At 60.5% G+C, this 23428-nt stretch carries 19 protein-coding genes, 1 tRNA gene and 1 pseudogene; 10 read left to right on the top strand and 11 right to left on the bottom strand.

From position 1 onward, the window contains the following. Window positions 1-33 precede the first annotated feature (33 nt). From thiD to BMOU_RS06240, 5 genes are all read left to right on the top strand, one after another. The gene (thiD, locus tag BMOU_RS06260) at window positions 34-876 is read left to right on the top strand and encodes a bifunctional hydroxymethylpyrimidine kinase/phosphomethylpyrimidine kinase (protein WP_034875899.1); all 843 of its coding nucleotides are present in this window, start codon (window positions 34-36) and stop codon (window positions 874-876) included. 60 nt (window positions 877-936) lie between these two features. Then, entirely contained in the window at window positions 937-1311 is a 375-nt protein-coding gene (locus BMOU_RS06255) for a thiamine-binding protein (protein ID WP_034875897.1), read from the top strand. Window positions 1312-1386: 75 nt separating this feature from the next. Beyond that, window positions 1387-2430: a LacI family DNA-binding transcriptional regulator gene (locus BMOU_RS06250; RefSeq protein ID WP_034875895.1), complete on the top strand. Its 1044-nt coding sequence runs from the start codon at window positions 1387-1389 to the stop codon at window positions 2428-2430. A 282-nt stretch (window positions 2431-2712) separates the two neighbouring features. Beyond that, window positions 2713-4038, top strand: coding sequence for an MFS transporter (locus BMOU_RS06245; protein ID WP_034875893.1), 1326 nt, complete (start codon window positions 2713-2715; stop codon window positions 4036-4038). A 133-nt stretch (window positions 4039-4171) separates the two neighbouring features. Then, entirely contained in the window at window positions 4172-5728 is a 1557-nt protein-coding gene (locus BMOU_RS06240) for a glycoside hydrolase family 32 protein (protein WP_034875891.1), read from the top strand. Window positions 5729-5860: 132 nt separating this feature from the next. Here BMOU_RS06240 and BMOU_RS06235 read toward each other — a convergent pair whose 3' ends face one another. Both BMOU_RS06235 and BMOU_RS06230 read right to left on the bottom strand, forming a co-directional pair. Next, on the bottom strand, window positions 5861-7111 hold the full coding sequence (locus BMOU_RS06235; protein ID WP_235143734.1) for a sensor histidine kinase: 1251 nt from the start codon (window positions 7109-7111) through the stop codon (window positions 5861-5863). After that, on the bottom strand, window positions 7111-7827 hold the full coding sequence (locus BMOU_RS06230; RefSeq protein ID WP_034875889.1) for a response regulator transcription factor: 717 nt from the start codon (window positions 7825-7827) through the stop codon (window positions 7111-7113). The genes BMOU_RS06235 and BMOU_RS06230 overlap by 1 nt, the downstream gene beginning before the upstream one ends. A 204-nt stretch (window positions 7828-8031) precedes the next feature. On the opposite strand from BMOU_RS06230, the gene BMOU_RS06225 reads away from it, so the two are divergent. From BMOU_RS06225 to BMOU_RS06210, 4 genes are all read left to right on the top strand, one after another. Beyond that, on the top strand, window positions 8032-9351 hold the full coding sequence (locus BMOU_RS06225) for a serpin family protein (protein WP_034875887.1): 1320 nt from the start codon (window positions 8032-8034) through the stop codon (window positions 9349-9351). A gap of 169 nt (window positions 9352-9520) precedes the next feature. Continuing rightward, a complete protein-coding gene (locus BMOU_RS06220; RefSeq protein ID WP_051428930.1) occupies window positions 9521-10363 on the top strand; it encodes an ABC transporter permease in 843 nt (280 codons plus the stop codon). A gap of 242 nt (window positions 10364-10605) precedes the next feature. Continuing rightward, window positions 10606-11682: an ABC transporter substrate-binding protein gene (locus BMOU_RS06215; RefSeq protein ID WP_034875884.1), complete on the top strand. Its 1077-nt coding sequence runs from the start codon at window positions 10606-10608 to the stop codon at window positions 11680-11682. 110 nt (window positions 11683-11792) lie between these two features. Then, on the top strand, window positions 11793-13058 hold the full coding sequence (locus tag BMOU_RS06210; RefSeq protein WP_034875882.1) for a nucleoside hydrolase: 1266 nt from the start codon (window positions 11793-11795) through the stop codon (window positions 13056-13058). A 168-nt stretch (window positions 13059-13226) separates the two neighbouring features. Here the strand turns inward: BMOU_RS06210 and BMOU_RS06205 are convergent, their stop codons facing one another. The 7 genes and pseudogenes from BMOU_RS06205 to BMOU_RS06175 all read right to left on the bottom strand — a co-directional run bounded on the left by BMOU_RS06205 (window position 13227) and on the right by BMOU_RS06175 (window position 21668). Continuing rightward, window positions 13227-14201 (bottom strand): type IV toxin-antitoxin system AbiEi family antitoxin domain-containing protein, encoded by a 975-nt coding sequence (locus BMOU_RS06205; RefSeq protein WP_034875880.1) that lies wholly within the window; start codon window positions 14199-14201, stop codon window positions 13227-13229. Between the two features lie 245 nt (window positions 14202-14446). Then, window positions 14447-15238 (bottom strand): isoprenyl transferase, encoded by a 792-nt coding sequence (locus tag BMOU_RS06200; protein WP_034875878.1) that lies wholly within the window; start codon window positions 15236-15238, stop codon window positions 14447-14449. Between the two features lie 5 nt (window positions 15239-15243). Further along, window positions 15244-15973: pseudogene (gene recO, locus BMOU_RS06195) on the bottom strand (DNA repair protein RecO). Between the two features lie 63 nt (window positions 15974-16036). Further along, window positions 16037-17662: an alpha/beta hydrolase family protein gene (locus BMOU_RS06190; protein WP_371851396.1), complete on the bottom strand. Its 1626-nt coding sequence runs from the start codon at window positions 17660-17662 to the stop codon at window positions 16037-16039. A 103-nt stretch (window positions 17663-17765) separates the two neighbouring features. Further along, the gene (ispG, locus tag BMOU_RS06185; protein WP_034875874.1) at window positions 17766-18953 is read right to left on the bottom strand and encodes a flavodoxin-dependent (E)-4-hydroxy-3-methylbut-2-enyl-diphosphate synthase; all 1188 of its coding nucleotides are present in this window, start codon (window positions 18951-18953) and stop codon (window positions 17766-17768) included. 68 nt (window positions 18954-19021) lie between these two features. After that, complete coding sequence (gene dxr / locus BMOU_RS06180; protein WP_034875872.1) at window positions 19022-20200, bottom strand: 1-deoxy-D-xylulose-5-phosphate reductoisomerase; 1179 nt, start codon at window positions 20198-20200, stop codon at window positions 19022-19024. A gap of 64 nt (window positions 20201-20264) precedes the next feature. Then, entirely contained in the window at window positions 20265-21668 is a 1404-nt protein-coding gene (locus BMOU_RS06175) for a DivIVA domain-containing protein (protein WP_034875870.1), read from the bottom strand. A 186-nt stretch (window positions 21669-21854) separates the two neighbouring features. Between BMOU_RS06175 and BMOU_RS06170 the strand changes: the two genes are divergently transcribed. After that, window positions 21855-21929, top strand: a tRNA-Val gene (locus BMOU_RS06170). Between the two features lie 101 nt (window positions 21930-22030). Here BMOU_RS06170 and BMOU_RS06165 read toward each other — a convergent pair. Both BMOU_RS06165 and BMOU_RS06160 read right to left on the bottom strand, forming a co-directional pair. Beyond that, window positions 22031-22456 carry a DUF3052 domain-containing protein gene (locus BMOU_RS06165; RefSeq protein WP_034875869.1) on the bottom strand — a complete coding sequence of 142 codons (426 nt, stop codon included), beginning with the start codon at window positions 22454-22456 and terminating at the stop codon, window positions 22031-22033. 99 nt (window positions 22457-22555) lie between these two features. After that, complete coding sequence (locus tag BMOU_RS06160; protein WP_034875868.1) at window positions 22556-23425, bottom strand: YlbL family protein; 870 nt, start codon at window positions 23423-23425, stop codon at window positions 22556-22558. Window positions 23426-23428 lie beyond the last annotated feature (3 nt).

Raw genomic sequence — 23428 nt, 5'->3', positions numbered from 1 at the left:
ATCAGCGGGAGCCACAAGATAAAAGGAGTATTCATGACCAGCACATTGCCACCGGTACTGAGCATCGCCGGATCGGATTCCTCCGGCGGCGCGGGCATTCAGGCCGATCTGAAGACCATGCTTGCCAACGGCGTATTCGGCATGACCGCCATCGCGGCGCTGACCGCGCAGAACACCACCGGCGTGCGCATGGTCACGAACACTCCCCCGGACATGCTCGCGGCGCAGATCGACGCCGTATTCGAAGACATTCCGCCGTTGGCGGTGAAGATCGGCATGGTCTCCAGCGCCGAACTGATTGGCGTGATCGCCGATCGCCTGATCTTCCACAAGGCCACGAACATCGTGCTTGATCCGGTAATGGTGGCCACCTCGGGAGCCAAACTCATCGAGGACGACGCCATTGCGGCGCTGACCTCCCGGCTGTTCCCGCTGGCCACCGTGATCACGCCGAACATGCCGGAAACGCAGGTACTGTGCGATCTGGCCGTCGAACAAGGCGCACAGTCGGTCGATTATGAGAACGGCGAAGGCATCTCCACCCCTGTCGACATGACGGTGGCCGGGCATTTGCTGGCGGGGCATTTCGGCTGTGCGGTACTCGTCAAAGGCGGTCATGGCACACAGGACGCCAATGACGTGCTGGTCGAGCCGAACGGCCGGTCGACCTGGTTCGCCAGCCGTCGCATCGACAATCCGAACACGCATGGCACCGGATGCACGCTATCGTCCGCCATCGCCTCGCATCTGGCGCTTGGCGAGGACCTGCCGACCGCCGTCGACCATGCCAAGCTGTATCTGACGGGCGCCCTGGAGGCGCAGCTCGATCTCGGTCATGGATCGGGCCCGATGGATCATGCATGGCGGTGGCGTTGACCGCGTAAGCTGAACGTAGAGAAGAACACAGGGAAAAGACGAGCCGAAGAAAGGAATCCCATGTCCCTTGATCGCAATGCCGAGAAGCAGCAAGTGCCGGTCGATCCGCAGACCGGCAAGCCGTATATCAATACCCTGGCCGCCGTCGCCATCTCCCCGGCCGGCGCGAGTCCGGAAAAATCCACCTACGTGTCGCAGGCGGTCGATGTGATCCGCCGATCCGGACTGCCGAACGAGACCAACGCGATGTTCACCAACATCGAAGGTGACATCGACGATGTGCTCAAGGTGATCCGTGACGCCACCATGGAGCTTGCCGGCCAGGGCTACCGCACCGACGTGGTGATCAGGCTCGACATCCGCCCCGGTTTCGAAGGCCAGATCCATGCCAAGCAGCAGCTTGTCGACGAGATTCTTTCCGACGCCCGGCAGTGACCCTGCATTGACACATCGCCGGTTTTCTCGAGAAATGCGATTCCCCGCAATAAGGGAAGGTATAGTGTTGCCCTTATGACGACGATGAAGGAAATTGCCGAAAAGACCGGCGTGTCCGTATCCACCGTTTCCCTGGTGCTCAATAAGCGCGATGCCGGACGCGTCAAGCCCGACATCGCACGGCGCGTCCGCCAAACCGCCACCGATCTGGGGTATAAGCCCAATCCCCTGGCACGAAGCCTGCGCACCAGCAAGACCCGTATCCTCGGGTTCATCAGCGAAGAGGTCGCGACCACTCCGTACGCCGGCGGCATCATTCTGGGCGCGCAGGATGCGGCCAGCACCTACGGCTATATGCTGATCACCGTCAGCACCGACGGGCGGGCCAGCGAGGAAAGCGAGATCGCCGCCCTGAAACGGTATGGCGTGGACGGGTTCTTCTATTCGAAGATGTCGAACCGCATCGCCACCGTGCCGAAGAGCCTATCCGATTACCCGGTGGTGCTGGTGGATGCCACCGATGCGAACAACGCACTCCCCAGCGTCGAACCGGATGAATTCCGGATCGCCTTTGACGCCACCAGTCGCCTGATCGAAGCCGGCTGCGAACGCATCGCCTATATCGGCTGTTCCGAAAACATGATCGCCCAGGATGGCCGTCTCGCCGGCTATCGCGCCGCCCTGGAAGGCACCGACCAGGGGTTCGACGAATCGTTGGTGTGCAATGTGCTGAACAACGGTCCGGCCCTACGCGCCGTGAACGCATTGTTCGACACGCGCAATCCCGATGGGTTCTTCTGCTTCAACGATGCACGCGCCTGGTATGTGTACGAATGTGCCGCACGCCGTGGCCTGACGGTGGGCAGGGATATCTCGGTCGTAGGCGTGGACAACCACCGCGTGTTCGCCGAAACCCTGGAACCGCAACTGACCACCGTGGAACTGCCCCATTACGAAATGGGGTACTGGGCCGCCTGCAAACTGATCTCCATGATCGAAGACAAGCCGGTCGACACCGCCAAATGGCCGCGGACCACATCTCCCATGCCCCCGCTTGATGCGCCCATTCCCGCAAAGATCCATTGCGCCCTGATCGAGAAGGGCTCCGTCGCCCGCTGACGCGCCTCCGACGCAGGTCCGCCGCAAGCCCGCCGCCGACACTCACGACACGCCGGAAAGGGGTGACGTTTCCATACCCTCTTTCGGCTTCATTCCGGCAGTTATGCAATTTTCTTGCAACCATTGACGTCAATCGATTTACGTAAATCGATTGACGTGTTACACTTTTATCAAGTTCGCCACCCGACACGGCAGCTGGGAAGACGGACGGAAACAACACAACATCAGCAAACAACAGCGGCGTCGCACGGCAGCGGCACCAAGAAGAGAAAAAGAGAATCAATGGCAAGCTCAACTCGATCTGCATGGAAGAACCCTTCCTACCTGCAGAGCTCCTTTGGCATCTTCATGTTCTTCTGCTCATGGGGCATCTGGTGGTCCTTCTTCTCCAGGTGGCTCACCGACCCGACCCACGGACTGGGCATGACCTCCGCCGAACAGGGCCAGATCTACTCCATCAACTCGCTGGCCACCCTGGTCATCATGTTCGCCTATGGCACCATCCAGGATCAGCTCGGCATCAAGCGCAAGCTCGTCATCTTCATCTCCGCCATGGCTGCGCTGGTGGGACCGTTCGTGCAGTTCGTGTACGCCCCAATGCTGACCGCCGGCGGCGCAACCCGATATGCGGGCGTGCTCATCGGCTCCATCGTACTGTCCGCAGGCTTCATGGCCGGCTGCTCCCTGTTCGAAGCGATTACCGAACGCTATTCCCGCAAGTTCGGCTTCGAATACGGCCAGTCCCGCGCCTGGGGCTCCTTCGGCTACGCGATCGTGGCGTTGTGCGCAGGCTTCCTGTTCAACATCAACCCGCTGCTCAACTTCTGGGTCGGCTCCATCTGCGGTCTCGGCATGCTGTGCGTGTACGCCTTCTGGGTTCCCGCCGAACAGAAGGATGAGCTCAGGAAGGAAGCCGATCCGAACGCCGCGCCGACCAACCCGTCCTTCAAGGAAATGGTCTCCGTTCTGAAGATGCCGACCCTGTGGGTGCTCATCGTCTTCATGCTGCTGACCAACACCTTCTACACCGTGTTCGATCAGCAGATGTTCCCGAACTACTACGCCTCCCTCTTCACCACCACTGAAATCGGCAACGCCACCTACGGCACCCTGAACTCCTTCCAGGTGTTCCTCGAGTCCGCCATGATGGGCGTGGTCCCGATCATCATGAAGAAGATCGGCGTGCGCAACTCCCTGCTGCTCGGCGCCACCGTGATGTTCCTGCGCATCGGCCTGTGCGGCGTGTTCCACGACCCGGTCTCCGTGTCCATCGTCAAGCTGTTCCACTCCATCGAGGTCCCGCTGTTCTGCCTGCCGGCGTTCCGCTACTTCACCCTGCACTTCGATACCAAGCTGTCGGCCACCCTGTACATGGTGGGCTTCCAGATCGCCTCCCAGGTCGGTCAGGTGATCTTCTCCACCCCGCTGGGCGCACTGCATGACGCCATGGGCGACCGTGCGACCTTCTTCACCATCTCCGCCATCGTGCTCGCCGCACTGGTCTATGGCACCTTCGTGATCAAGAGGGACGACCAGGAGGTCGGCGGCGACCCGTTCTACACCGACAGGCAGCTCAAGGCCATGGAAGCCTCCAAGGTCACGGCCTGAGCCGCGAATCACGAATCGTAGAACGACCTGAAACGTGGTGTTCGAAGCGGTTTTCCCCTTTTTACCGCTTCGGGCACCATCACCCTATACTCCGAACACATCATCACACCCCTCTCATGAAAGGCAATCAACGATGACTGGCTTCACACCGGACGCACCGGTGCTCAACGAAATCAAGAACCATGGCGAAGAGCTGGCCAAAGCCGAAGCGGGCGTGGCCGCAATGTCCGCCAAGCGCAACGATCGCTGGTACCCGAAGTTCCACATCGCCTCCAACGGCGGCTGGATCAACGACCCGAACGGCCTGTGCCGCTACAAGGGCCGCTGGCATGTGTTCTACCAGCTGCACCCGTATGGCACCCAGTGGGGACCCATGCATTGGGGTCACGTCTCCTCCGCCGACATGCTCGACTGGAAGCGCGAACCGGTCATGTTCGCCCCGTCGCTCGAGCAGGAAGAGAACGGCGTCTTCTCCGGTTCCGCGGTAATCGGCGACGACGGCGAACTCAAGTTCTATTACACCGGCCATCGTTGGGCCAACGGCGTGGACAACACCGGCGGCGACTGGCAGGTGCAGATGCTCGCCGAACCCGATGACGACGAGCTGACCAGCGCCACCAAGCGCGGCATGATCATCGATTGCCCGACCGATCAGGTGGACCACCACTATCGCGATCCGAAGGTGTGGAAGACCAGCGACAAGTGGTATATGACCTTCGGCGTCTCCTCCGCCGAAAAGCGTGGCCAGATGTGGCTGTTCTCCTCCGACGACATGGTGCGCTGGACCTACGAGCGCGTGCTGTTCGAACACCCGGATCCGAACGTGTTCATGCTCGAATGCCCGGACTTCTTCCCGATTCGCGATGCCGCAGGCAACGAGAAGTGGGTCATCGGCTTCTCCGCCATGGGTGCGAAGCCGAGCGGTTTCATGAACCGGAACGTGAACAACGCCGGCTACATGATCGGCACCTGGACCCCGGGCGAGGCCTTCCAGCCGGAGACCGAGTTCCGCCTGTGGGACTGGGGCCACAACTACTATGCCCCGCAATCGTTCAACGATGGCAAGCGGCAGATCGTGTACGGCTGGATGAGCCCGTTCGTCGAACCGATTCCAATGCAGGATGACGGCTGGTGCGGCAATCTGACCCTGCCCCGCGAGATCACGCTGGGAGCCGACGGCGACCTGCACACCGCCCCGGTCGCCGAAATGGAAGGTCTGCGCGAGGATACGTTCGATCATGGCGCGATCTCGCTGGGTGTCAATGGTGAGAAAATCATCTCCGACGACGCCGAAGCCGTTGAGATCGAATTGACCATCGATCTTGAATCCTCCACCGCTGAGCGTGCCGGTCTGAAGATCCATGCCACCGATGATGGCGCTTACACGTATGTGGCGTTCGATGCCCAGATCGGACGTGTGGTGGTTGACCGCCAGGCCGCCGCACAGGGTGACCGCGGCTACCGTGCCGCCCCGCTTTCCGCCGAAGAGCTGGCCTCCGGCGAGCTCAAACTGCGCGTATACGTGGATCGCGGCTGCGTCGAGGTGTATGTGAACGACGGCCGTCAGGTCATGAGCTCCTTCAGCTACGCTTCCGAGGGTCCGCGCGCCATCAAGCTTGTCGCCGAGTCCGGCACGCTTGAAGTCAAGTCGCTTACGCTCCACCACATGAAGTCCATCGGTTTGGAGTAAGCCGATCCGGAGCGGATCGACCCGCCTGAACCACCCTCAGTCAGCATCGCCTTGCCGTCTCCCGCCAACGGGCGCAGGCAGCCGCAAGCCGACTGAGGGTGGTTTGCTTTTTCGCCGACATTCCAACGGAACCTACACCGGAATGTCGGCGGAAAGCGCCCACTCCTCCGGCGATTCCGCAATCGCCATGCTTCCTCCGCGGTCCTCGATCAGGCGCCTGTAGCGCGCCAGGCCGCTACCATGGGCCAGACCGGCATCGCGCTCGGCCGGGGTGTCGATGAGTGCGATGTGCACGGCGTCATCTTCGATGCCGATGGTCAGCACATACCCTTGCGCCAGTTCGGCGTGCTTGATGATATTGCCATACAGTTCCTCCACGAATCCGGTGATCAGATCATCGGAGGAGGCCTCGCCCTCGCCGGAGACGATCGTCCTTCCGGAGCACCCCAGTCTGACGAGCCTGCGTTCCATACGTTCGCAGACGCTCCGCAGTTTCGACCGCAACGTCGTCCCGCCCCGTGCCGATCTCGCTCTCTTCAGGCCATGGGATTGCGTATCGCCGGAGTCGTTCGACACTTCGCCACGCTCGATCAGATCAATGACCTGATGCGTATGGGTCAGCGCATTCGCCGCAACGGACCGCAGCTCGCGCAGCTCGGCATCGTCGGGAACATGCCCTTCGGCGATATCGCCGTCGATGCGCAGCACCAGATAGGCCAGATCATTGGACACATGATCGTGGATGCTTCTCGCGGCACGGACATGCCGTTTCCGTTGCTCCGCACGGATCCGCTCCAACTGCTCGTCATACCGTCTGCGCATGCGGTATCCGCCAATCACGAATCCGAGCGGCAGCACGCACACCATGATCATCACCTGCCATGGGAAACCGGATGGCGTCACGGTTTCGACATCCGCATCGCCAATATCCATGGTGTCGCCGTAGATATCATCCGTTTCGCCGGAACCCTTTGCAGCGGACCGCTCCGGCGACGACAACGACGTTGCCGTGAACGGCATATCCGCATCCCGTATCAGCGGAAAACCAATGCCTTCGCACATCATCAGCCAGGCAATCATCGCAAGCATTGCGCATACGCCGGCGACGACCGCACGCCGGAACGCGATCACCGTCAAAGAGACCAACATCAACGCGGTCAGGCCGACCGGCACCACACCGGTCACCAAACACAGGGCGATCCACATGGTGGCAGTCGCCATCGCGGCCCGAAGCGGAAAGCGAAGCATCAGCATCGCCACACATGTGGCAAGAAGCACATAGCAGCCGAGCGGAATCCCGATCTCCCCGATCAGCATACGCCAGATGGCCTCAGCGCCCGAACCCACGCCAAGCGCTACCAGAGCGACCGTCTTCCACTTCATCAGAATTCGTGCCTCCGTATGCAGATCGCGATGGCGTGCGCCCTCGAGCGTGCGTTGAGCTTCATGGTCGCCCGTCGCTCGAAGGTGGAGATCGTCGTCACGCTCACGCCCATGCGTTCCGCAATCTCCTTGGTGCTCAATCCGTCCGCATAGAGCCGCAGCGTCTCCCGCTCCTTGTTCGACAGCTTGCCATGCCTGAGATACTGCTGGTCCTCTATATAGTTGTTGGCATCCCGCAAATCCATGAACCGCACCGTTTCGCCGCCGGACGTCTGCGTCGCCCCGGAAATCCGATCGCTTTCGGCAGCGGCATATTCCTCGCCGATCGGCGCCTGGTACGCCCTCCCCTGCGCCGCATCGCAGATGGCGTTCCTGAGATTCGCTATATCGGTTTTCGCGACCAGCGCCTGCATGCCGCTCAGAGCCGCCGCCTCACGGAAGCTCGACACGGTGTAGGAGGTGACTCCCACAATGCCGACCTGTGAGGTACGGGCCCGAATCGCACGGCTGACCTCGGGGCCGTCCGCGCCTGCCATGGCCATATCGGTGACGAGCACATCCGGGCATTTGGCCACGTTGACGCAACGACTGATCGCCACCGCGCCTATATCGGTGGTCCAAATCACCTCGAAGCCGGTATCAAGCCGTTCTATCAACGTCTTCATCACCGTAAGCGCATACGGGTCATTGTCTACGATTCCGATTCGAATGCTCATGGCAGGCCCTTTCCTACGCTTCTATCATTACCTGAAATGCATGGCGCCAGGCAAGTTGTCATTGAGACCATGACAAGGAGAGACTTTCCGCACACGGTTCGATATGCTGAAATCAGCAGTCGATGATCCGGCTGTCAACGGCGACAAGCGGATCTCATACCCGGTACGGATATCAGACCGGCATTTGGTAAGGAAGGACATGCCATGACACGCATCAATCCGAGAGACGCAGCCGCACCGCAGTCGACATTGCGGAGGAGGTCCGGCAGACGCAGATTCATTGCGATCATCGCGGCGATACTCGCCGTCGCGATTGTCGCGACAGGAGGATTCTGGTATTTCGCTTGGGGCGGGCGCTACACGTTGGCCGACCTGCTCAGGCCGAAGGCGGTTGCGGCAAGCGATGCCGCCGTGGAGTCGTCCCGCTCGTTCGCCTATGCGAGCGCAGTGAGATTCCTCTCCAAGGAACAGAACACCAACTACTCCCCTGCTTCGCTGCAGATGGCGTTGCTGGTCGCCGCACAGGGCGCGAAAGGCGATACGTTGTCGCAGTTGCAGCGAGTGCTGGCCAGCGAGAAACTGACCGACAACGACCTTGCGTCGATCTACCGATCGATCATCGGCAAGCGCGACGGCAAGTCGCGGTTGGATGCGGCGAATTCGATATGGGCCCGACGCGACCTTGCGCTGAACAAGGACTACGCCGATGCCGTGCATCGCATCTTCGGCACGCAGATCAAACGCGTCAAGGAGTTCGACGCCAACACCAACAAGGCCATGAGCAGGTGGATCAGCGATCAGACCCGTGGCATGCTGAAACCCGAAATCGACACCTCCGGCAATGTAGGCATGTCGATCATCAATACGCTCTACGCCGACGGCCGTTGGAGCGACCCGTTCACCAAGTCGGCCACCAACAAGGCCGATTTCCATACGTTGAAAGGTTCGACGAGCACCATTGACTTCATGCATAAGTCGTTCGACACCGTGCAGGATGCGGATGACGCCGACGCATACACGAAAGGCAACGGCTGGCAGCGCGTGGACCTTACGTTCGACAATGGCGGACGCATGAAGATTCTGCTGCCGGACGACAACGCGCGGTTCGAGGCGTTGCGCTCCAATGCCTCCGCGCTGCGCAAGGCGTTCTCCGCCGAACCGAACGCGCAAAGCGGCACCGAAGTCAATGTGAGTCTGCCGAAATTCGGCATCGACAGCACCTTCGACAGTGATTCGATAACCAAGACGATGCAGGCGATGGGCGTCACCGACGCATTTGACACGGATAAGGCCGATTTCTCGGGAATGTCGAATGCGCAGATGTTCATCGGATCGATTGTTCAGGGCACACGTCTCGTGGTGTCGGAGGAGGGGGTGAAGGCCGCGGCCTTTACCCAGCTTGACATGATGCTTGCGAGCAGGCCCACCGAAATCATCGATTTCAACGTCGACCACCCATTCCTGTACGAACTCGATTCCCCCGACGGACTGCCGCTGTTCATCGGCTCCGTGGTGGACCTGTAAGCCGTCTGGCTTCCCCGTACCCTTATGCTCCTATGCTCCGGCCCATGCCCTATACTGGTCAGCCGGTAATGAACTTTTCTGGCCGACAGGCGAACAGGCTCCTCACCTTACTGATCTCTCGCCGCCGGTCATGTGCGCGCCCACTTTGGCGCAGAAAGCAAGGTGAACGATGGCTCAAACGCGCGTTCAGCACAGACCGGCACGGTACGGATCGGCGGCAAAATCGGCGATCGCACTGGCAGCCGCCTGCAAGCGGCGTATTCCGACGATCATCGCCGTGGCGGTGCTGTTGGCCGTTTGGGAGGCGTGGGTACGCATCGGCCATGTGCCGAGCACGATGATCGCCGCGCCAAGTGAAATCGCGCAGGCCACCGTTGAGACGTGGCCGACGCTGTGGCCGGCGACGCAGGTCACGCTGATGGAAGGCACCATCGGTTTCCTGTTCGCCGTCGCCTTCGGCATTCTGATCGGCATTCTGCTCTACTGTTCACGCATCGCGAATGCCGCATTGTTCCCGTTGTTGTCAGCCGCGCAGACGATGCCGTTGATCTCGATCGCCCCGCTGTTCCTGATCTGGTTCGGTTTCGAAATCTCCGGCAAAATCGTAATTGTCACCGTATTCGGTCTGTTTCCGATCGCGGTGCAGACGATCCGCGGACTCGAGGCGGTGCCGCAATTCTATTCCGACGTCGCGTTGACCTGCGGCGCAACGAAGGCGTGGACGTTGTGGCATGTGAAGCTGCGCGTGGCCGCACGGCAGATCTATGGCGGCATCCGCGTCTCCGCCGCCTATATCTTCGCCACCGCCGCGACCGCGGAATATCTGGGCGCGCGCAAGGGGCTTGGCATCTGGCTGCAGGCGGCGTACAACTCGTTCCGTACGCCGCTGATCTTCTCGGCCACGCTGGTCATCATCGTGATCACCGGCGTGCTCATGTGCCTGGTGAACCTGAGCGAACGCGTGCTGCTCGGGCCGGCCGACGCCGACGCCGATCCGGACGCGGAGCAGTGAAACCTGACGGTCCGGCACACGTCGCACCGTCTCGTATAATGAAAGACGCTGTTAAGCCAATGTGTGGCAAACCGGCCATATTCCACCGCCTACCGGGGCATCCGCAGGGCACATAAGGAATCGTCGGGGGCATTGGACGAGCGGGGACCCGGGGCCCTTCGTATCGTTTTCTGCCCGAACTCCGCCCGCAGCGCATCCCTAGAAAACGGTAGAGAAGCAAGATTCAAGGGAAATCGCATCGTATGAAGAACAGCATCTTCGGCAAATTCGCCAACAAGGCAATCGCATTGCTGGGTTCCGCAGCCATGATTCTCGGCGTCTCCGCCTGCGGCCAGAGCAACGACACCTCCGCCAGCACCGATTCGGATGGCCTGACCAAGGTGACGTTCATGCTCTCCTGGGCCCCCGACACCAACCATATCGGCGTGTATGTGGCCAAGAACAAGGGCTATTTCACAAGCGTCGGCCTTGATGTGGATATCGTGGCCGTGGCGCAGGCCGGCGCCGAGCAGGCCGTGAACAACGGCGTGGCCGACTTCGCGCTGTCGAACCTCACCAATGTAGGCGTGTACGCCACCAAGGGCGCGAAGATCAAGCAGGTCATGCAGGTGCAGCAGAAGCCGAGCGCCATCTGGTGCTCGCTGGCATCCAATACCGAAATCAAGTCCCCGAAGGACTTCGACGGCAAGACCTTCGCCACGTTCGGTTCGAACGAATCCGACGCGGTGATCCGTCGCATGATCCAGACCGATGGCGGCAAGGGCACCTTCGACAAGGTGACCGTCGGCACCTCCACCTTCCAGACCCTGTCCAGCGAGAAGGCCGATTTCGGCGGTTTCTATGCCACCTGGGAGGGCGTGCAGGCCGACATGTACGGTCCGAAGCTCAACTGCTTCACCGAACCGGATTACGGCGTACCCGGCAATGCCGACACCATCGGCGTAATCACCAGCGACAAGACCATCTCCTCCAATCCGGGCTTGGTGAAGAAGTTCGTGCAGGCCACCAAGAAGGGCTACGAGTATGCATACGCCAATCCTGACGATGCGGCCGAAATTCTCGTGAAGGAGGCTCCGGATGCGAATCTCAAGCCCGCATTCGTCAAGAGGAGCATGAAGACGATCGTGGACGGCCAGTATTGGGGGGATCCGGCCAAGATCAAGGATGGCTCGTTCGTATTCGGTACGAACGACGTGCAGGGTGCGCAGGAGTATTTCGACTTCCTCGCGCAGGAAGACGCCTACACCGATTCGCATGACAAGGTGATCCATAAGGCCCCGCAGGCCAAGGATCTCGCCACCGACGAATTCCTGAAATAGGCAGCGTCACAGGCATCCATGCCGAATATGCGGGGACATGTTCGGATCACATATGATGAAACCGCATATTCGGCACATTTTCTACGACATCGATTCGGTACAGTGAATGCATGACCATACAGTCTGGGGACCCCATGAACGACCGTAAACTGATTCTCGACGTGGACACCGGCATTGACGACGCCTTGGCGTTGGCATATCTTGCGACTTTCGATAATGTCAACCTGCTCGGCGTGGTCGGCACGTATGGCAATGTCGCGATGGGGACGGCCGTTCGCAATACGGAGTACGTGCTGGAGCGGTTGGGGCTCCGTCACGTACCGGTATTGCGGGGATCGTCGCATCCCTCCTGGGCCACGTCGTTCATTCCCGACGCCGGCTGTGCGCAGTTCCATGGCACGGACGGATTGGGAGGATTCGGGCCTGCCGCTTTTGCACGTACCGCTTCCGCACCTGCCGGAATGCCCGATTCCGGTGAAACGGGCATTCCGGCCACTTCCGCACCCACTTACGTGTCCGATTCGGCGGAATCGGACATGCGCAGCCTGATTTCCGTCGGCGGCTATGATGTGCATGATCCGCACGCGAATCCTGCCACCGATTCGTTTTCGCTCACCTTTTCCTCCTGCGATTCCGCGAACGTCCCTTGCTCCCCTACCCTGCCGGAAGGCGTACGATTCATCATTGACGCGGTCCGCCGATATGGCGGCGGCGTCACGGTGGTGGCCACCGGCCCGCTGACCGACGTTGATACGGCGCTGACCGCGGCACCGGACATCGCCGGCAAATTGAAGCTGGTGATGATGGGCGGCACGCTCACCCAAGAGGGCAACTGCTGGGATCTGACCGCCGAAACGAACATCATCCAGGATCCCGAGGCGGCGAATCGTGTGTTCCATTCCGGAGCGGATACCACCATGATCGGCTTGGATGTAACGCACCGGTGTCTGCTGGGCGGCATGGCCACTCGGCGTTGGAGGGAGACCGCCGATCTGCGGGAGCATGCCGGACTGGACCCATCGGCGTACTCATACCGCTTATTCAGCCCACGAACACTGCGGTTCCTTGCCGATATCGCCGACTTTTCCATCGCCGCCAACCTCAAGTCCGATGCACGCCTCTTTTCCGCAGGCATGCCGCTGCATGATCCGCTCGCCGCGGCCGTCGCACTCGATTCGACGTTGGTCTCCTGCCTTGACCTGCCGATGAAGGTCGAGACGGAAACGGGCGACTCCCACGGTACACGCGGTCGCACCATCGGCGATCCGGAAGGTCTGATCGATCCGCAGGCACCCCGCATCCATGTCGCATTGCATGTCGAGGCCGAACGCTTCATGGATGCATTTTCGACCCGTATCGCCGGTATCCGGCGTTAATCGGGCCACGTTTGCGCAATTGCACGGTACTTGGCGGTTCATCCGGACGAAAATCGGTACTTGACGGTTCATTTGGACGAAATCGGCCCTGATTTCGTCCGAATGAACCGCCAAGTACCGTAAAGAAGTTTGAGAAAACGTCTGATTGGACTGCCACCGGACCATAAACTAGCTGCACGATTCCTGTTTCGGTACGCGCGCACTCTCCAATCGCCGTGTCAGAGCCCGTGCATCGTCCAAATCCGCGTAATACATACGAATCGTATCCACGCCACGCTTGCCCAAACACCGCTGCCGATCGCGCTCCTCATCGACAACCTGCCGAATCGTACGTCCTGAGGTCATCGACGGATCCACATATTTCCGCACCCCGTCAAATTCCCCGGCAATTAACGTGCCATCCTCACGTTTCCACAGAAAATCCACCCTGTGCATATGGCCATGGTGGTTCAGGCAGGGGAATTCGACCTGAATCCAATGCACGGGGAATCCCAGCTCATCCAGCACGGCACGGCATTCCGATTCCCCCGCCGTTCTCGCTGCCACCGTTACCTTGGCGATCACGGAGCGAATGCGTTCCCTATCTCGTAGCATCGGGAGAGCATCCACATATGCCAGCAATGACTCGATGGTGGTCCTTCCCTGTCGCAACGCGGAATCAATCGGTGCCAATGCATAGCGGAACGGCATCATCGCGGCGCAATCGACAAGCGTGCGCTGGACTGATGTCACATGCACGCCGTCAACGACCACGGCATCGGGATCATTGAGAACGTGATACCGCACGTTCGTCTGATTTTTGGAACGGCGGCACCGGTCCACCGCAACATGGATCGGGTACAGTTGCCGGTATGAACATTCCAGACCATGCATGACGGCTGCGCTTGCACCGCAGAACAGCCATTGCTCATGCCATTGCCCTAGCGAACGGATGACATGCCGTAGCCGTTCATGCCGGTCAAGGCGTTCCCAATACTCCTTCACCGCATATAGGCCGCGATATACCCGCACAATGCTGCCTTGCCTTACACGCCGCGAGACCACTTTGACGTCCGTGTCCCAGAACGGACGCATGCAGCATCGTCCCTGCTGCGCCTTCGCAATCAGAAGATTCAGAGAGCAGTGAGTTTCTTTTTCGCTCATCTGCGCAGTCTAAACGAACCGACTATGTCAGGACAAGTCGACGGCGCGGTCGGAATGGTTGAGCTAAGGCACGCATGTGCGGTTCATCCGGACGAAAATCGGGAATTGGTGGTTCATTTGGACGAAATCGGCCCTGATTTCGTCCAAATGAACCGCCAATTCCACGGAAACGTCTGAGAAAACGCCTGATTGGACCCCGCCAAGGACGCCTGGCGGATGCCAAATCCAAAAACGCCCGATGAATCCTACTTCTTCACGCCGCCGAACCGACGGTCACGGTTGACATAGTGGCCGATGGAACGCCACAGCACCTCACGACCGCAATCGGGGAAAAGTTCTGGCACGAAGTCGAGTTCGGCGTAGGCGGCCTCCCATGGCAGGAAGTTGGAGGTGCGCTGTTCGCCGGAGGTACGGATCACCAGATCGCAGTCCGGAATGTCCGGATTGTACAGATGGTCGGCGATCATCTTTTCGGTCACACGATCGCCGGAAATCCTGCCGTCACGCACCTCGCGCGCGATGGCCGCGCAGGCGTCGGCGATTTCGGCACGCCCTCCGTAGTTCAGGCAGAACACCACGTCGATGGTGGTGTTGTTCTTGGTACGTTCCTGTGCCACCTCGAGTTCGTCGATGACGGACTTCCACAGTTTCGGTCGGCGGCCGGACCAGCGCACACGTACGCCCCACTCGTCCATCTGCGCCACACGGCGATGGATGATGTCGCGCGAGAAGCCCATGAGAAAATGTACCTCCTGCGGCGAGCGCTTCCAATTCTCGGTGGAGAACGTGTATAGCGACAGATAGCGTACGCCTGCTTCGATGGCACCGGCGATGGTGTCGAACACCACCGGTTCGGCGGCCTGATGGCCGTCGGTACGGATCAGCCCACGTTGCTGGGCCCAACGGCCGTTGCCGTCCATGATCACGCCCACATGGCGAGGCACCTTGTTCTTCGGAAAATCGGGAATGATCGACGGATTGGAAAAAGGGGCCGCCGGAATGTCAAGCGACTTGTAGTCCACGTTCTCAAAAGCCATACCCGCTAATCTAGCAAGCGCAGCGAACGAATGGGCCGCTCCAGATAGTACTCACCCCATTTTTCCACCAATTGGCGGGTTTCGGCGGTCAGCGGAGCTGTGTCCAGCTCCCCCCCAATCGCCATCGACAAGCGCCTGCATCTGGCATAGCGCGTTCCATGACATCGGCGTGGATTCCGGGGTGTGGTCGGCGGAGCACATCACGCCGCCGGCGGGAATCGAAAAATACCAGGCCTTGCCGGCGTCGATCGGATCCCCGCAGACCACACAGGCACGCAGGCGCGGCGTCCAACCGGCAATCGCCAATGCACGCATCACATAGGAATCCCCGATCGCATTCGGATCATGCGCATGCTTGGCGAGCGCGTTCAATGCACCCAGCACCAACCGGTACTGCATCGTCATACGTTCGTGTTCGCCGGCCACAAGTTTGTCGGCGGTCTCGGCGATCACGTTGGCGGCGGTATAGGCGGCGTAGTCGGCGCAGATCGGTCCGGCGTAGGCGGAAATCGATTCGGCTTGGGAGATCACATCAAGGGAACGGCCTTCGGCGACCAGCACATCCACCCGCATGAATGGCTCAAGACGCCCGCCGAAACGTGATTTGGTACGGCGCACGCCTTTGGCGACGGCGCGGATTTTGCCATGATCGCGCGTCAGCAGGGTGATGATGCGGTCGGCCTCCCCGAGTTTGGCGGTGCGTAGAACGACGCCTTCGTCTTGATACAACGGCACTGTGCGCACCTCCTTTCCGGATGATCGCCTTGCGATATCTCCCTCGGCCGCCTGGCGGCCATTTCAGTAGATGAACAGTCCCCAGAAGGCAAAGACCAACAGTACGTCCAGCATGGCGGTGGCCGTCAGCCAGAACAATACGCGTCCGAATCGCGTGGAGGCAAGCACCGGTTGCCGGCCGGAGACTATCCCCTCGATGGCGTCTTTACGTGGCGGCCATTGTGCAAGACCCCGATTGCCCGCCACTTCGATCAGTCTCATGAATACACGCGACCATGCCCACACCACGGCCACGCAGACGATTTGGATAACGGGCCAGCTCCAATACATCATGCCCGGATCCTTGGCCGGTGCACTGCCCCATGCCAGTTTGACCACGCCCATGATCACCTCGCCCAGACCCGCGAAGAACAGCACCAGCGTGGCCATGGTGGCGATGGTCAGCGTGACCAGCGCATTGCCGAAGCCATGGGTGAACCCCAGGCTGTATCGGCGATGATGCACCCGGGCCCAGATCTTACGAATCAGCACCATCAGCCACGCCACCGCGATCATCAGCAGCAACAGCAGCATACTGACATGCAGCACGACTAGGTAGATGGTCAGGCCACGATTCGCCTTGAGTTCGAGCGGCACCGCGATCGACTGGTACAGTTCGGCGCCCGCAACGCGTTCGCTGGTCTGTTTCAGGCCTTCCGTCGTACCGACGGCCCAGCTGATCACGTCATTCACATAGTCGTCGGCGAATGGCGTGCCGGTCTTCGCCTCATCCCCCAAACGCAGCACGTGGTTGGCGATCGGGTAGCTGCGTATGGTCACGTCCCAGTTGCCGGCCTTGTGCGCCATGTCCACGATCTTCTCGGTGCCTTCGACCTGTGCGGTCATCACATCCTTGGTACCGTACGCCACCAGCGTCGGTATCGAATAGGCCTGCGGCACCAACGTCTCGATATCGAAATTGGTAAGTCCGAACAGTTCCGAATCGATATTGAACACGCGCCGCACGATCGACTGGTAGCCGTCATTCGCGCCGACCAGCGCGAAATCCTGCGCGGCGAGGAACCCCAACGAGTGCCGTGGCGAATAGACCATGGGGCTGAGCAGCACCTGGAATGCGACATCATGGTCCTGCTGCAGCAGATATGAGGAGATCCACGTGCTTTCGGAGGTCGCGTAGATGCCGACCTTCGCCGCGTCCACATCGTCAAGGGAGCGCAGGTAATCGATGACCTGATCGTAGATGGCGGCCGATCCCGGATAGTCACGCGTCGCATCATTGGTGGACCATACCGGCTTGTCGAGCACGGCGGTGACGAAGCCCGCGGAAGACAGGCTGTAGGCTATGTCGCCGAAGGAATTGTCACAGGTCCCGTAGCCGGCTCCATGCATGAAGACCACGCCGGGTCGGTTGCCGCCACCGCCCTTCGGTTCGCGGATAAGCACCTTGATCTTCTGGATTTCACCGGTGGACGGCCGTTTCGCGTTGATGATGATGTAGCGTTGGCTTACCTCATAATCGCCCTGTTTGGCGAGGGTCTTGCCGCTGCTGTTGTCGAAGGTGACCGCCGTGTCGGACGTCAGCGTTTCGATGGTCTGCCCGGTCGGTTCGTAATCCCACGTGGCCGCGGTCAGATTCGAGATGGAGACCAGGATGCCCAGCAGAATGATGAAGATGGGTAGGCTTACCATCAACCGTCTGCCGCGCGACCATACCCGCGCCTGGCGAACGGTTTGAAACTGACGTTCCTGATCTGACACGCCGTTCATTCTACCGACTCCGACCGAAATGGCTTCAGTGCGTGACGGGTACGACCACCGGACCGGTGGCGTTGACCGGCACCTGGCCTTCGCTTTCCATCTGCGCGGCGATGTCCTGCGCCTTGGTGAGCAGGGTTTCGACGATCTGGTCTTCCGGCACGGTCTGAATGACCTTGCCCTTGATGAAGATCTGTCCCTTGCCGTTGCCCGAGGCCACGCCCAAGTCGGCTTCGCGGGCCTCACCGGGGCCGTTGACGATGCAACCCATCACCGCCACGCGAATCGGCGCGGTGATGTCCTTCAATCCTTCGGTCACGGCGTTGGCGAGCTGTATCACGTCGACCTGCGAACGGCCGCAGCTCGGGCAGGAGATGATGTCGAACTTACGCTGGCGCAGTCCCATGTATTCGAGCAGCTTGCAGCCGACCTTCACCTCCTCGACCGGTGGGGCGGACAGCGACACGCGAATCGTATCGCCGATGCCTTCCGCCAGCAGCGCACCAAACGCAAGGCATGACTTGATGGTGCCCTGCCATGCCGGGCCGGCCTCGGTGACGCCGAGGTGCAGCGGCCAGTCGCCTTTGGAGGCGAGCAGACGGTAGGTCTCGACCATGGTGATCACATCATGGTGTTTCACGGAGATCTTGAAGTCACGGAAGCCGACGTCCTCGAACATGCGGGCTTCCTTCATGGCGGAGGCGACAAGCGCCTCCGGAGTCGGGCCGCCGTATTTGGCGTACAGTTCCTTGTCGAGCGATCCCGCGTTCACGCCGATGCGCAGGGAGATGCCCGCATCGGTGGCCGCCTTGCAGATGGAGGGGCCGACTTCATCGAACTTGCGGATGTTGCCCGGGTTCACGCGCACCGCGGCGCAGCCGGCATCGATGGCCTGGAATACGTACTTGCTTTGAAAATGGATGTCGGCGATGATCGGGATCGGCGATTTCCTTACGATTTCCGGCAATGCGTCAGCGTCATCCTGGCTCGGTACGGCCACGCGCACGATGTCGCAACCGGCTGCGGTCAATTCGGCGATCTGCTGCAGGGTCGCGGGGATGTCGGCAGTAAGCGTATTGGTCATGGACTGCACGGAGATCGGTGCTCCCCCGCCGACGGGCACCGGGCCCACCATGATGCGGCGGGATTTACGGCGCGGGTGCAGCGGGCTTTCGCCGATGGCGGCTTCACCGGTCTTGCGGAACGGCTTTTCGTTTTCTGGCATCGTCACAATAATCCTTGTAAGTCAAACCGTCGTCGGTGTGGCCGACGACGGCACTACTGGGGAAACCACTACTTATTTATCAGTTCGTCGGCACGACGGCGAGCTTCGAGTTCGAGTCGGCTCATTTCCTCCACGGATGCGAACAACGGGTTGCCTCGCATTTCGGAGTCCATGTCGTCAAGCACCTCTTTGACGGTATCGACGATGCCGAGGTATGGCAGACGATGCTCCAGGAAGGCATGCACGGCCTGTTCGTTGGCCGCATTCAATACCGCGGTATGCTTTTCGGACGCCTCAAGGCAATGGCGTGCCAGGCTCACCGCCGGGAACGCTTCGTCGTCAAGCGGTTCGAAGGTCCATGTGGCGGCCTTCGTCCAATCGCAGGCTGCGGCCACGTCGCCAAGGCGTTCCGGCGCGGAGAGCCCCAATGCGATCGGCAGTCTCATGTCCGGAGGCGATGCCTGCGCAATGGTGGCGCCATCGCGGAACTCGACCATCGAATGTACGACGGATTGCGGGTGCACGGTCACGTCGATGCGGTCCGGAGGCACGTCGAACAGCCGGCTTGCCTCGATCACTTCAAGGCCCTTGTTCATCAGTGTGGACGAGTTGATGGTCACGACCGGACCCATATGCCAAGTCGGGTGATTCAGTGCCTGCTCGGGCGTGATACCGACCATCCGGTCGCGCGTCCAGCCGCGGAACGGGCCACCGGAAGCGGTTACGACCAGTCTGGATACCTCGCCATGCGTGCCGGAACGCAGCGACTGCCAAATGGCGGAGTGTTCAGAATCGACCGGATTGATCTGCCGTTCACGAACCTGCGCATCGAACAGCAGGTGGCCGCCTGCCACCACGGATTCCTTGTTCGCCAGTGCGAGCTGGGATCCGGCCTGAAGCGCCGCAATGGACGGCTCAAGGCCGATCGAGCCGGTAATGCCGTTGAGCACCACATCGGCACCGGAAGCGGCCATGTTCACCACGGCATCAGGCCCGGCGGTCACTTCGACATGCGAGGCGCCCGCCTGTTCCAACGCGTTGCGTAACGGCTGTACGGCATTTCCGTCGAACACGGCCACTTTCGCCACATGGAAGCGTGCGGCCTGCCGCGCAAGCAGATCCACATGCGCGCCGCCGGCCGCCAGGCCGACCACGTCGAAACGGTCGGGATGGCGCGAGATGACATCAAGACCCTGCGTGCCGATGGAACCGGTGGATCCAAGAATTACGACTGTTGAGGTCTGCATAAGTTATGCGTTTTCTCCAGTGTTAATAAGGTACGACATTCTGACGATCGACAACGGATGCCGATCAGTCATCAAACGTCGGGAACGACAGATCGGGAATGTCGACGCTCAGGCCATGCGAATCGTTGGGGAACAGTGGCGAAACCTTCGATTCGTCCTTCTTCCCCTCGGTCTTGCCTTCGTTCTTCGCAGCGGAAGTCTCAGGCTGTACGGCAGGTTCGGCCGGAACCGCGGAAGCGCCCGAAACATCGATGGACGGGGGAACCGGCGTATGTTGGGCGGCCGACAACGAAGTCATGGAACTCAGATCAAGGGCGTCGGTATTGACCTGTGGCACGTTCGGGGCGGTCAGATCGGGAACACGCGGAGCAAACGAGGTTTCGGCCTGGGACGGCTCCTCGGCCGACCCGGCCATATGGGCCAAAGCGGCAAGAGAGGAATCGGTAGTGGACGTGGCCGGCTTGTAGGCAGGTGCCGACGGAGTGAAGCTCGGCGGCACATCAGGGCTCGGAGTCTCTTCCTTTGCCGGCTCCTCGGCCTTGTTGCCCTTGGAAACCCGCGTAGCGGACGGCTGGAACACCGGCGGTACGGATGGAGGAATCGCAGCCGACTCCGTTTCCGGCACGCTGACGGGAGAGGTGACCGGAGCCGCGAAAATCTCACGTTCGGCCCTGTTGAGCGCATCGAACGACTCCCCCGGCTTTGTAGCCGTTTCGCCGCCATTCTCTGGCACCGCCGCAGGCGTGGCGAACAACGGGGCGATCAGCTGGGTCTCCTTGGCATCGACGGAAGCCGGCGTCTGCTGAGAGATTTCAGTGGGCTCGCCTACGAAATCGGCCACGCGGGCATATGACTCCAAGCGGGTCAGCAACTGCACGCATGAGCTCAGGTAGTAGTCCACCTGACGTTCGTCATAGCCCCGCTTGCCCTTGCGTTGCGTAAAGATCACGTTGGAGACGGATGTCGAATTCAGATCGACGAGATGCTTGGCATCCTCACGGGAGAGCTTTTCGAGGTCAAGTTCGGAGGCGGCCTTCGCCATGCTCTGGTCGATGATGCGATCGACCTGCTTGCGGTCGTAGGACGGCGTCTTCGGCTCCCCCGGCTTAAAACGTTCGCCGGCCTTGCGATCGGCATGCTCGTTGAGTTGCCGGTACAGCGCTTCGGTCTGGGCCTTCCACGCCACACGTCCGTGCTGGGAGATTTCCCACGTGGTCTGCTTATCGACGACGGCGCGTTCCAGGCGAGACAGGGCCGCATCGACCTGGGCGATCACATAGCCGCCCTTCACCAGATCGAACGAGACGTTCTGGATGTCATGCTGGGTCAGCTGAACCCCTTCGCTCTCGTACAGCTTGTGCGCACGCTCCAGGAAAGCGTCCACCTGCGCAGGGTCATACCCCCATTTGCGCTTTCCGGTGCGAGCGACTCCAGATGCGTTCCTACCGGCTTCAGGTTCCTGCGCCATTGGCTATCGACCTCCTACAGACAGTATTCAACGTCATCACTTTACGTGATTGATTCGACGCCTATGCGATTTCATGCAAAATGTCGCGGAAACGACACGCGAAACATGTCGGAATATGCCGTTTGGAGGCCCTCGCGACTCGCCCGACACGCAATGCACGCACCATACGGTACAGTAGGGCGGTGCGGGCGATTAGCTCAGTTGGTTAGAGCGCCACCTTTACACGGTGGATGTCGGGGGGTTCGAGTCCCTCATCGCCCACGAACGCAAGATGGCTTGGAATCAACGATTCCAAGCCATCTTTCTTATTCTCGGGCATGCTTCGGGCGCACCGCCACACCATGCCCGCTCACATCTCGAAGCTACCTGCCCTTGCCGAACGCACGCAGTCGGATGCCGTTCCAATCGCCACTGACCGTCAGCGGCGTCGCCGCGTTCATGCCTGCGGTCTTGGCCGCGGACTGCACCACGCTCGAACTTGCGGCACCGGGGCGTCCCGGCTTCGGGGTCAGCACCCACAGCGGACCGTCATCACCGAGAACGGCGTATGCGTCGACGATGGTATCGGACAGTTCGTCCTCGTCATCACCGTCACGCCACCAGATAATCACTCCGTCGACGGCGGAATCATAGTCCTCGTCGACCAGTTCCTCACCGGTCAGTTCCTCGATCTTGGCGCGGATCGAGTCGTCCACATCATCGTCCCACAGCCATTCCTGTACCAGGTCGCCGGCTTGGAAACCGAATTCTTCAGCGTTGTCAGATGCCGTTTGATTCACGTTCGCCAATATACCAACACAGCTCGAACATATACGTTACGAACACTGGAATTGCTCACTGTTCGAGACTGCATCCGACCTGATTCCCCTTCACGCGATGGTCATCCGCTACTCGGCCTTGCACCCCTGCAGCGAGGAGCCCTTTCCATCCCGGATGGCGACCAGCGCCTGATACGCCTCATCAAGGGTCGAGACCTTCACCACTTTGAGCCCTTCGGGGATATGCCCCACCACACTGCTGCAATTGGATTCCGGCGCCAGGAACCAGGTCGCGCCATCACGTTTCGCTCCGAGCATCTTCAGTCGGATGCCGCCGATCGCACCGACCTTGCCCTGATCGTCCATCGTGCCCGTTCCGGCGATGATGTTGCCTCCCGACAGCCGCTCACCGGAAATCTTGTCGATCAGCCCCAACGAATACATCATGCCGGCGGATGGCCCGCCGATGTCGTCGACATGCATGGTGACCTTCGCATGGGAAACGTCATAGCCTTTGTCTTTCAGGAAGTTCAGGGCCGCGGTGGTGGCGGAATCCTGCGAGGAGGTCATCTCCTTCTCGCTGCTGCTCTTGTATTCCTCGGTGGTCTGCCCGACCGGCACCACGGCCTCACGCGGCATCACCGTGGCATGGGGGTCGGCCCAGCTCCACAACGCCTGCGCGTTCGTGACGGGATATCCCGGCACACCCGATGCGTTGACGGTCACCAGCAGCAGCTGGCCGGAATCCTTATGGGTCTTGACTCCCGATACGGCGATGACCTGCCTGCCGCCTGACTCGCCGAGCACGTTCTGCGTAGGACCGGGCGTCTCGACCACATAGGCGCTGGGCAGCACCATCACCAGCGCGCACAGCGCCACGGTGAACATTCCCGCAAGATAGCGCCACGAACGGGCCGCGAAGAAGCCGTCCGCACGCTTGCCGATGCGGTTGAGTGTACTTTTGGCGTGAAGTTGACGTGATACATGCATATTGGGCATACC

Source organism: Bifidobacterium moukalabense DSM 27321 (genome assembly GCF_000522505.1).
Lineage (GTDB): Bacteria > Actinomycetota > Actinomycetes > Actinomycetales > Bifidobacteriaceae > Bifidobacterium > Bifidobacterium moukalabense.
The sequence above is the reverse complement of the archived record's forward strand: the minus strand, read 5'-3'. Positions and strand labels throughout refer to the sequence as shown.

Coding starts and splice junctions, on each gene's coding strand:
- BMOU_RS06205 (WP_034875880.1), bottom strand. CDS start 14,201: ATGAGCGAAAAAGAAACTCACTGCTCTCTGAATCTTCTGATTGCGAAG.
- BMOU_RS06225 (WP_034875887.1), top strand. CDS start 8,032: ATGACACGCATCAATCCGAGAGACGCAGCCGCACCGCAGTCGACATTG.
- BMOU_RS06240 (WP_034875891.1), top strand. CDS start 4,172: ATGACTGGCTTCACACCGGACGCACCGGTGCTCAACGAAATCAAGAAC.
- BMOU_RS06215 (WP_034875884.1), top strand. CDS start 10,606: ATGAAGAACAGCATCTTCGGCAAATTCGCCAACAAGGCAATCGCATTG.
- BMOU_RS06200 (WP_034875878.1), bottom strand. CDS start 15,238: ATGGCTTTTGAGAACGTGGACTACAAGTCGCTTGACATTCCGGCGGCC.
- BMOU_RS06190 (WP_371851396.1), bottom strand. CDS start 17,662: ATGGTAAGCCTACCCATCTTCATCATTCTGCTGGGCATCCTGGTCTCC.
- BMOU_RS06250 (WP_034875895.1), top strand. CDS start 1,387: ATGACGACGATGAAGGAAATTGCCGAAAAGACCGGCGTGTCCGTATCC.
- BMOU_RS06175 (WP_034875870.1), bottom strand. CDS start 21,668: ATGGCGCAGGAACCTGAAGCCGGTAGGAACGCATCTGGAGTCGCTCGC.
- BMOU_RS06245 (WP_034875893.1), top strand. CDS start 2,713: ATGGCAAGCTCAACTCGATCTGCATGGAAGAACCCTTCCTACCTGCAG.
- BMOU_RS06160 (WP_034875868.1), bottom strand. CDS start 23,425: ATGCCCAATATGCATGTATCACGTCAACTTCACGCCAAAAGTACACTC.
- BMOU_RS06210 (WP_034875882.1), top strand. CDS start 11,793: ATGACCATACAGTCTGGGGACCCCATGAACGACCGTAAACTGATTCTC.
- ispG (WP_034875874.1), bottom strand. CDS start 18,953: ATGCCAGAAAACGAAAAGCCGTTCCGCAAGACCGGTGAAGCCGCCATC.
- dxr (WP_034875872.1), bottom strand. CDS start 20,200: ATGCAGACCTCAACAGTCGTAATTCTTGGATCCACCGGTTCCATCGGC.
- thiD (WP_034875899.1), top strand. CDS start 34: ATGACCAGCACATTGCCACCGGTACTGAGCATCGCCGGATCGGATTCC.
- BMOU_RS06255 (WP_034875897.1), top strand. CDS start 937: ATGTCCCTTGATCGCAATGCCGAGAAGCAGCAAGTGCCGGTCGATCCG.
- BMOU_RS06235 (WP_235143734.1), bottom strand. CDS start 7,111: ATGAAGTGGAAGACGGTCGCTCTGGTAGCGCTTGGCGTGGGTTCGGGC.
- BMOU_RS06230 (WP_034875889.1), bottom strand. CDS start 7,827: ATGAGCATTCGAATCGGAATCGTAGACAATGACCCGTATGCGCTTACG.
- BMOU_RS06220 (WP_051428930.1), top strand. CDS start 9,521: ATGGCTCAAACGCGCGTTCAGCACAGACCGGCACGGTACGGATCGGCG.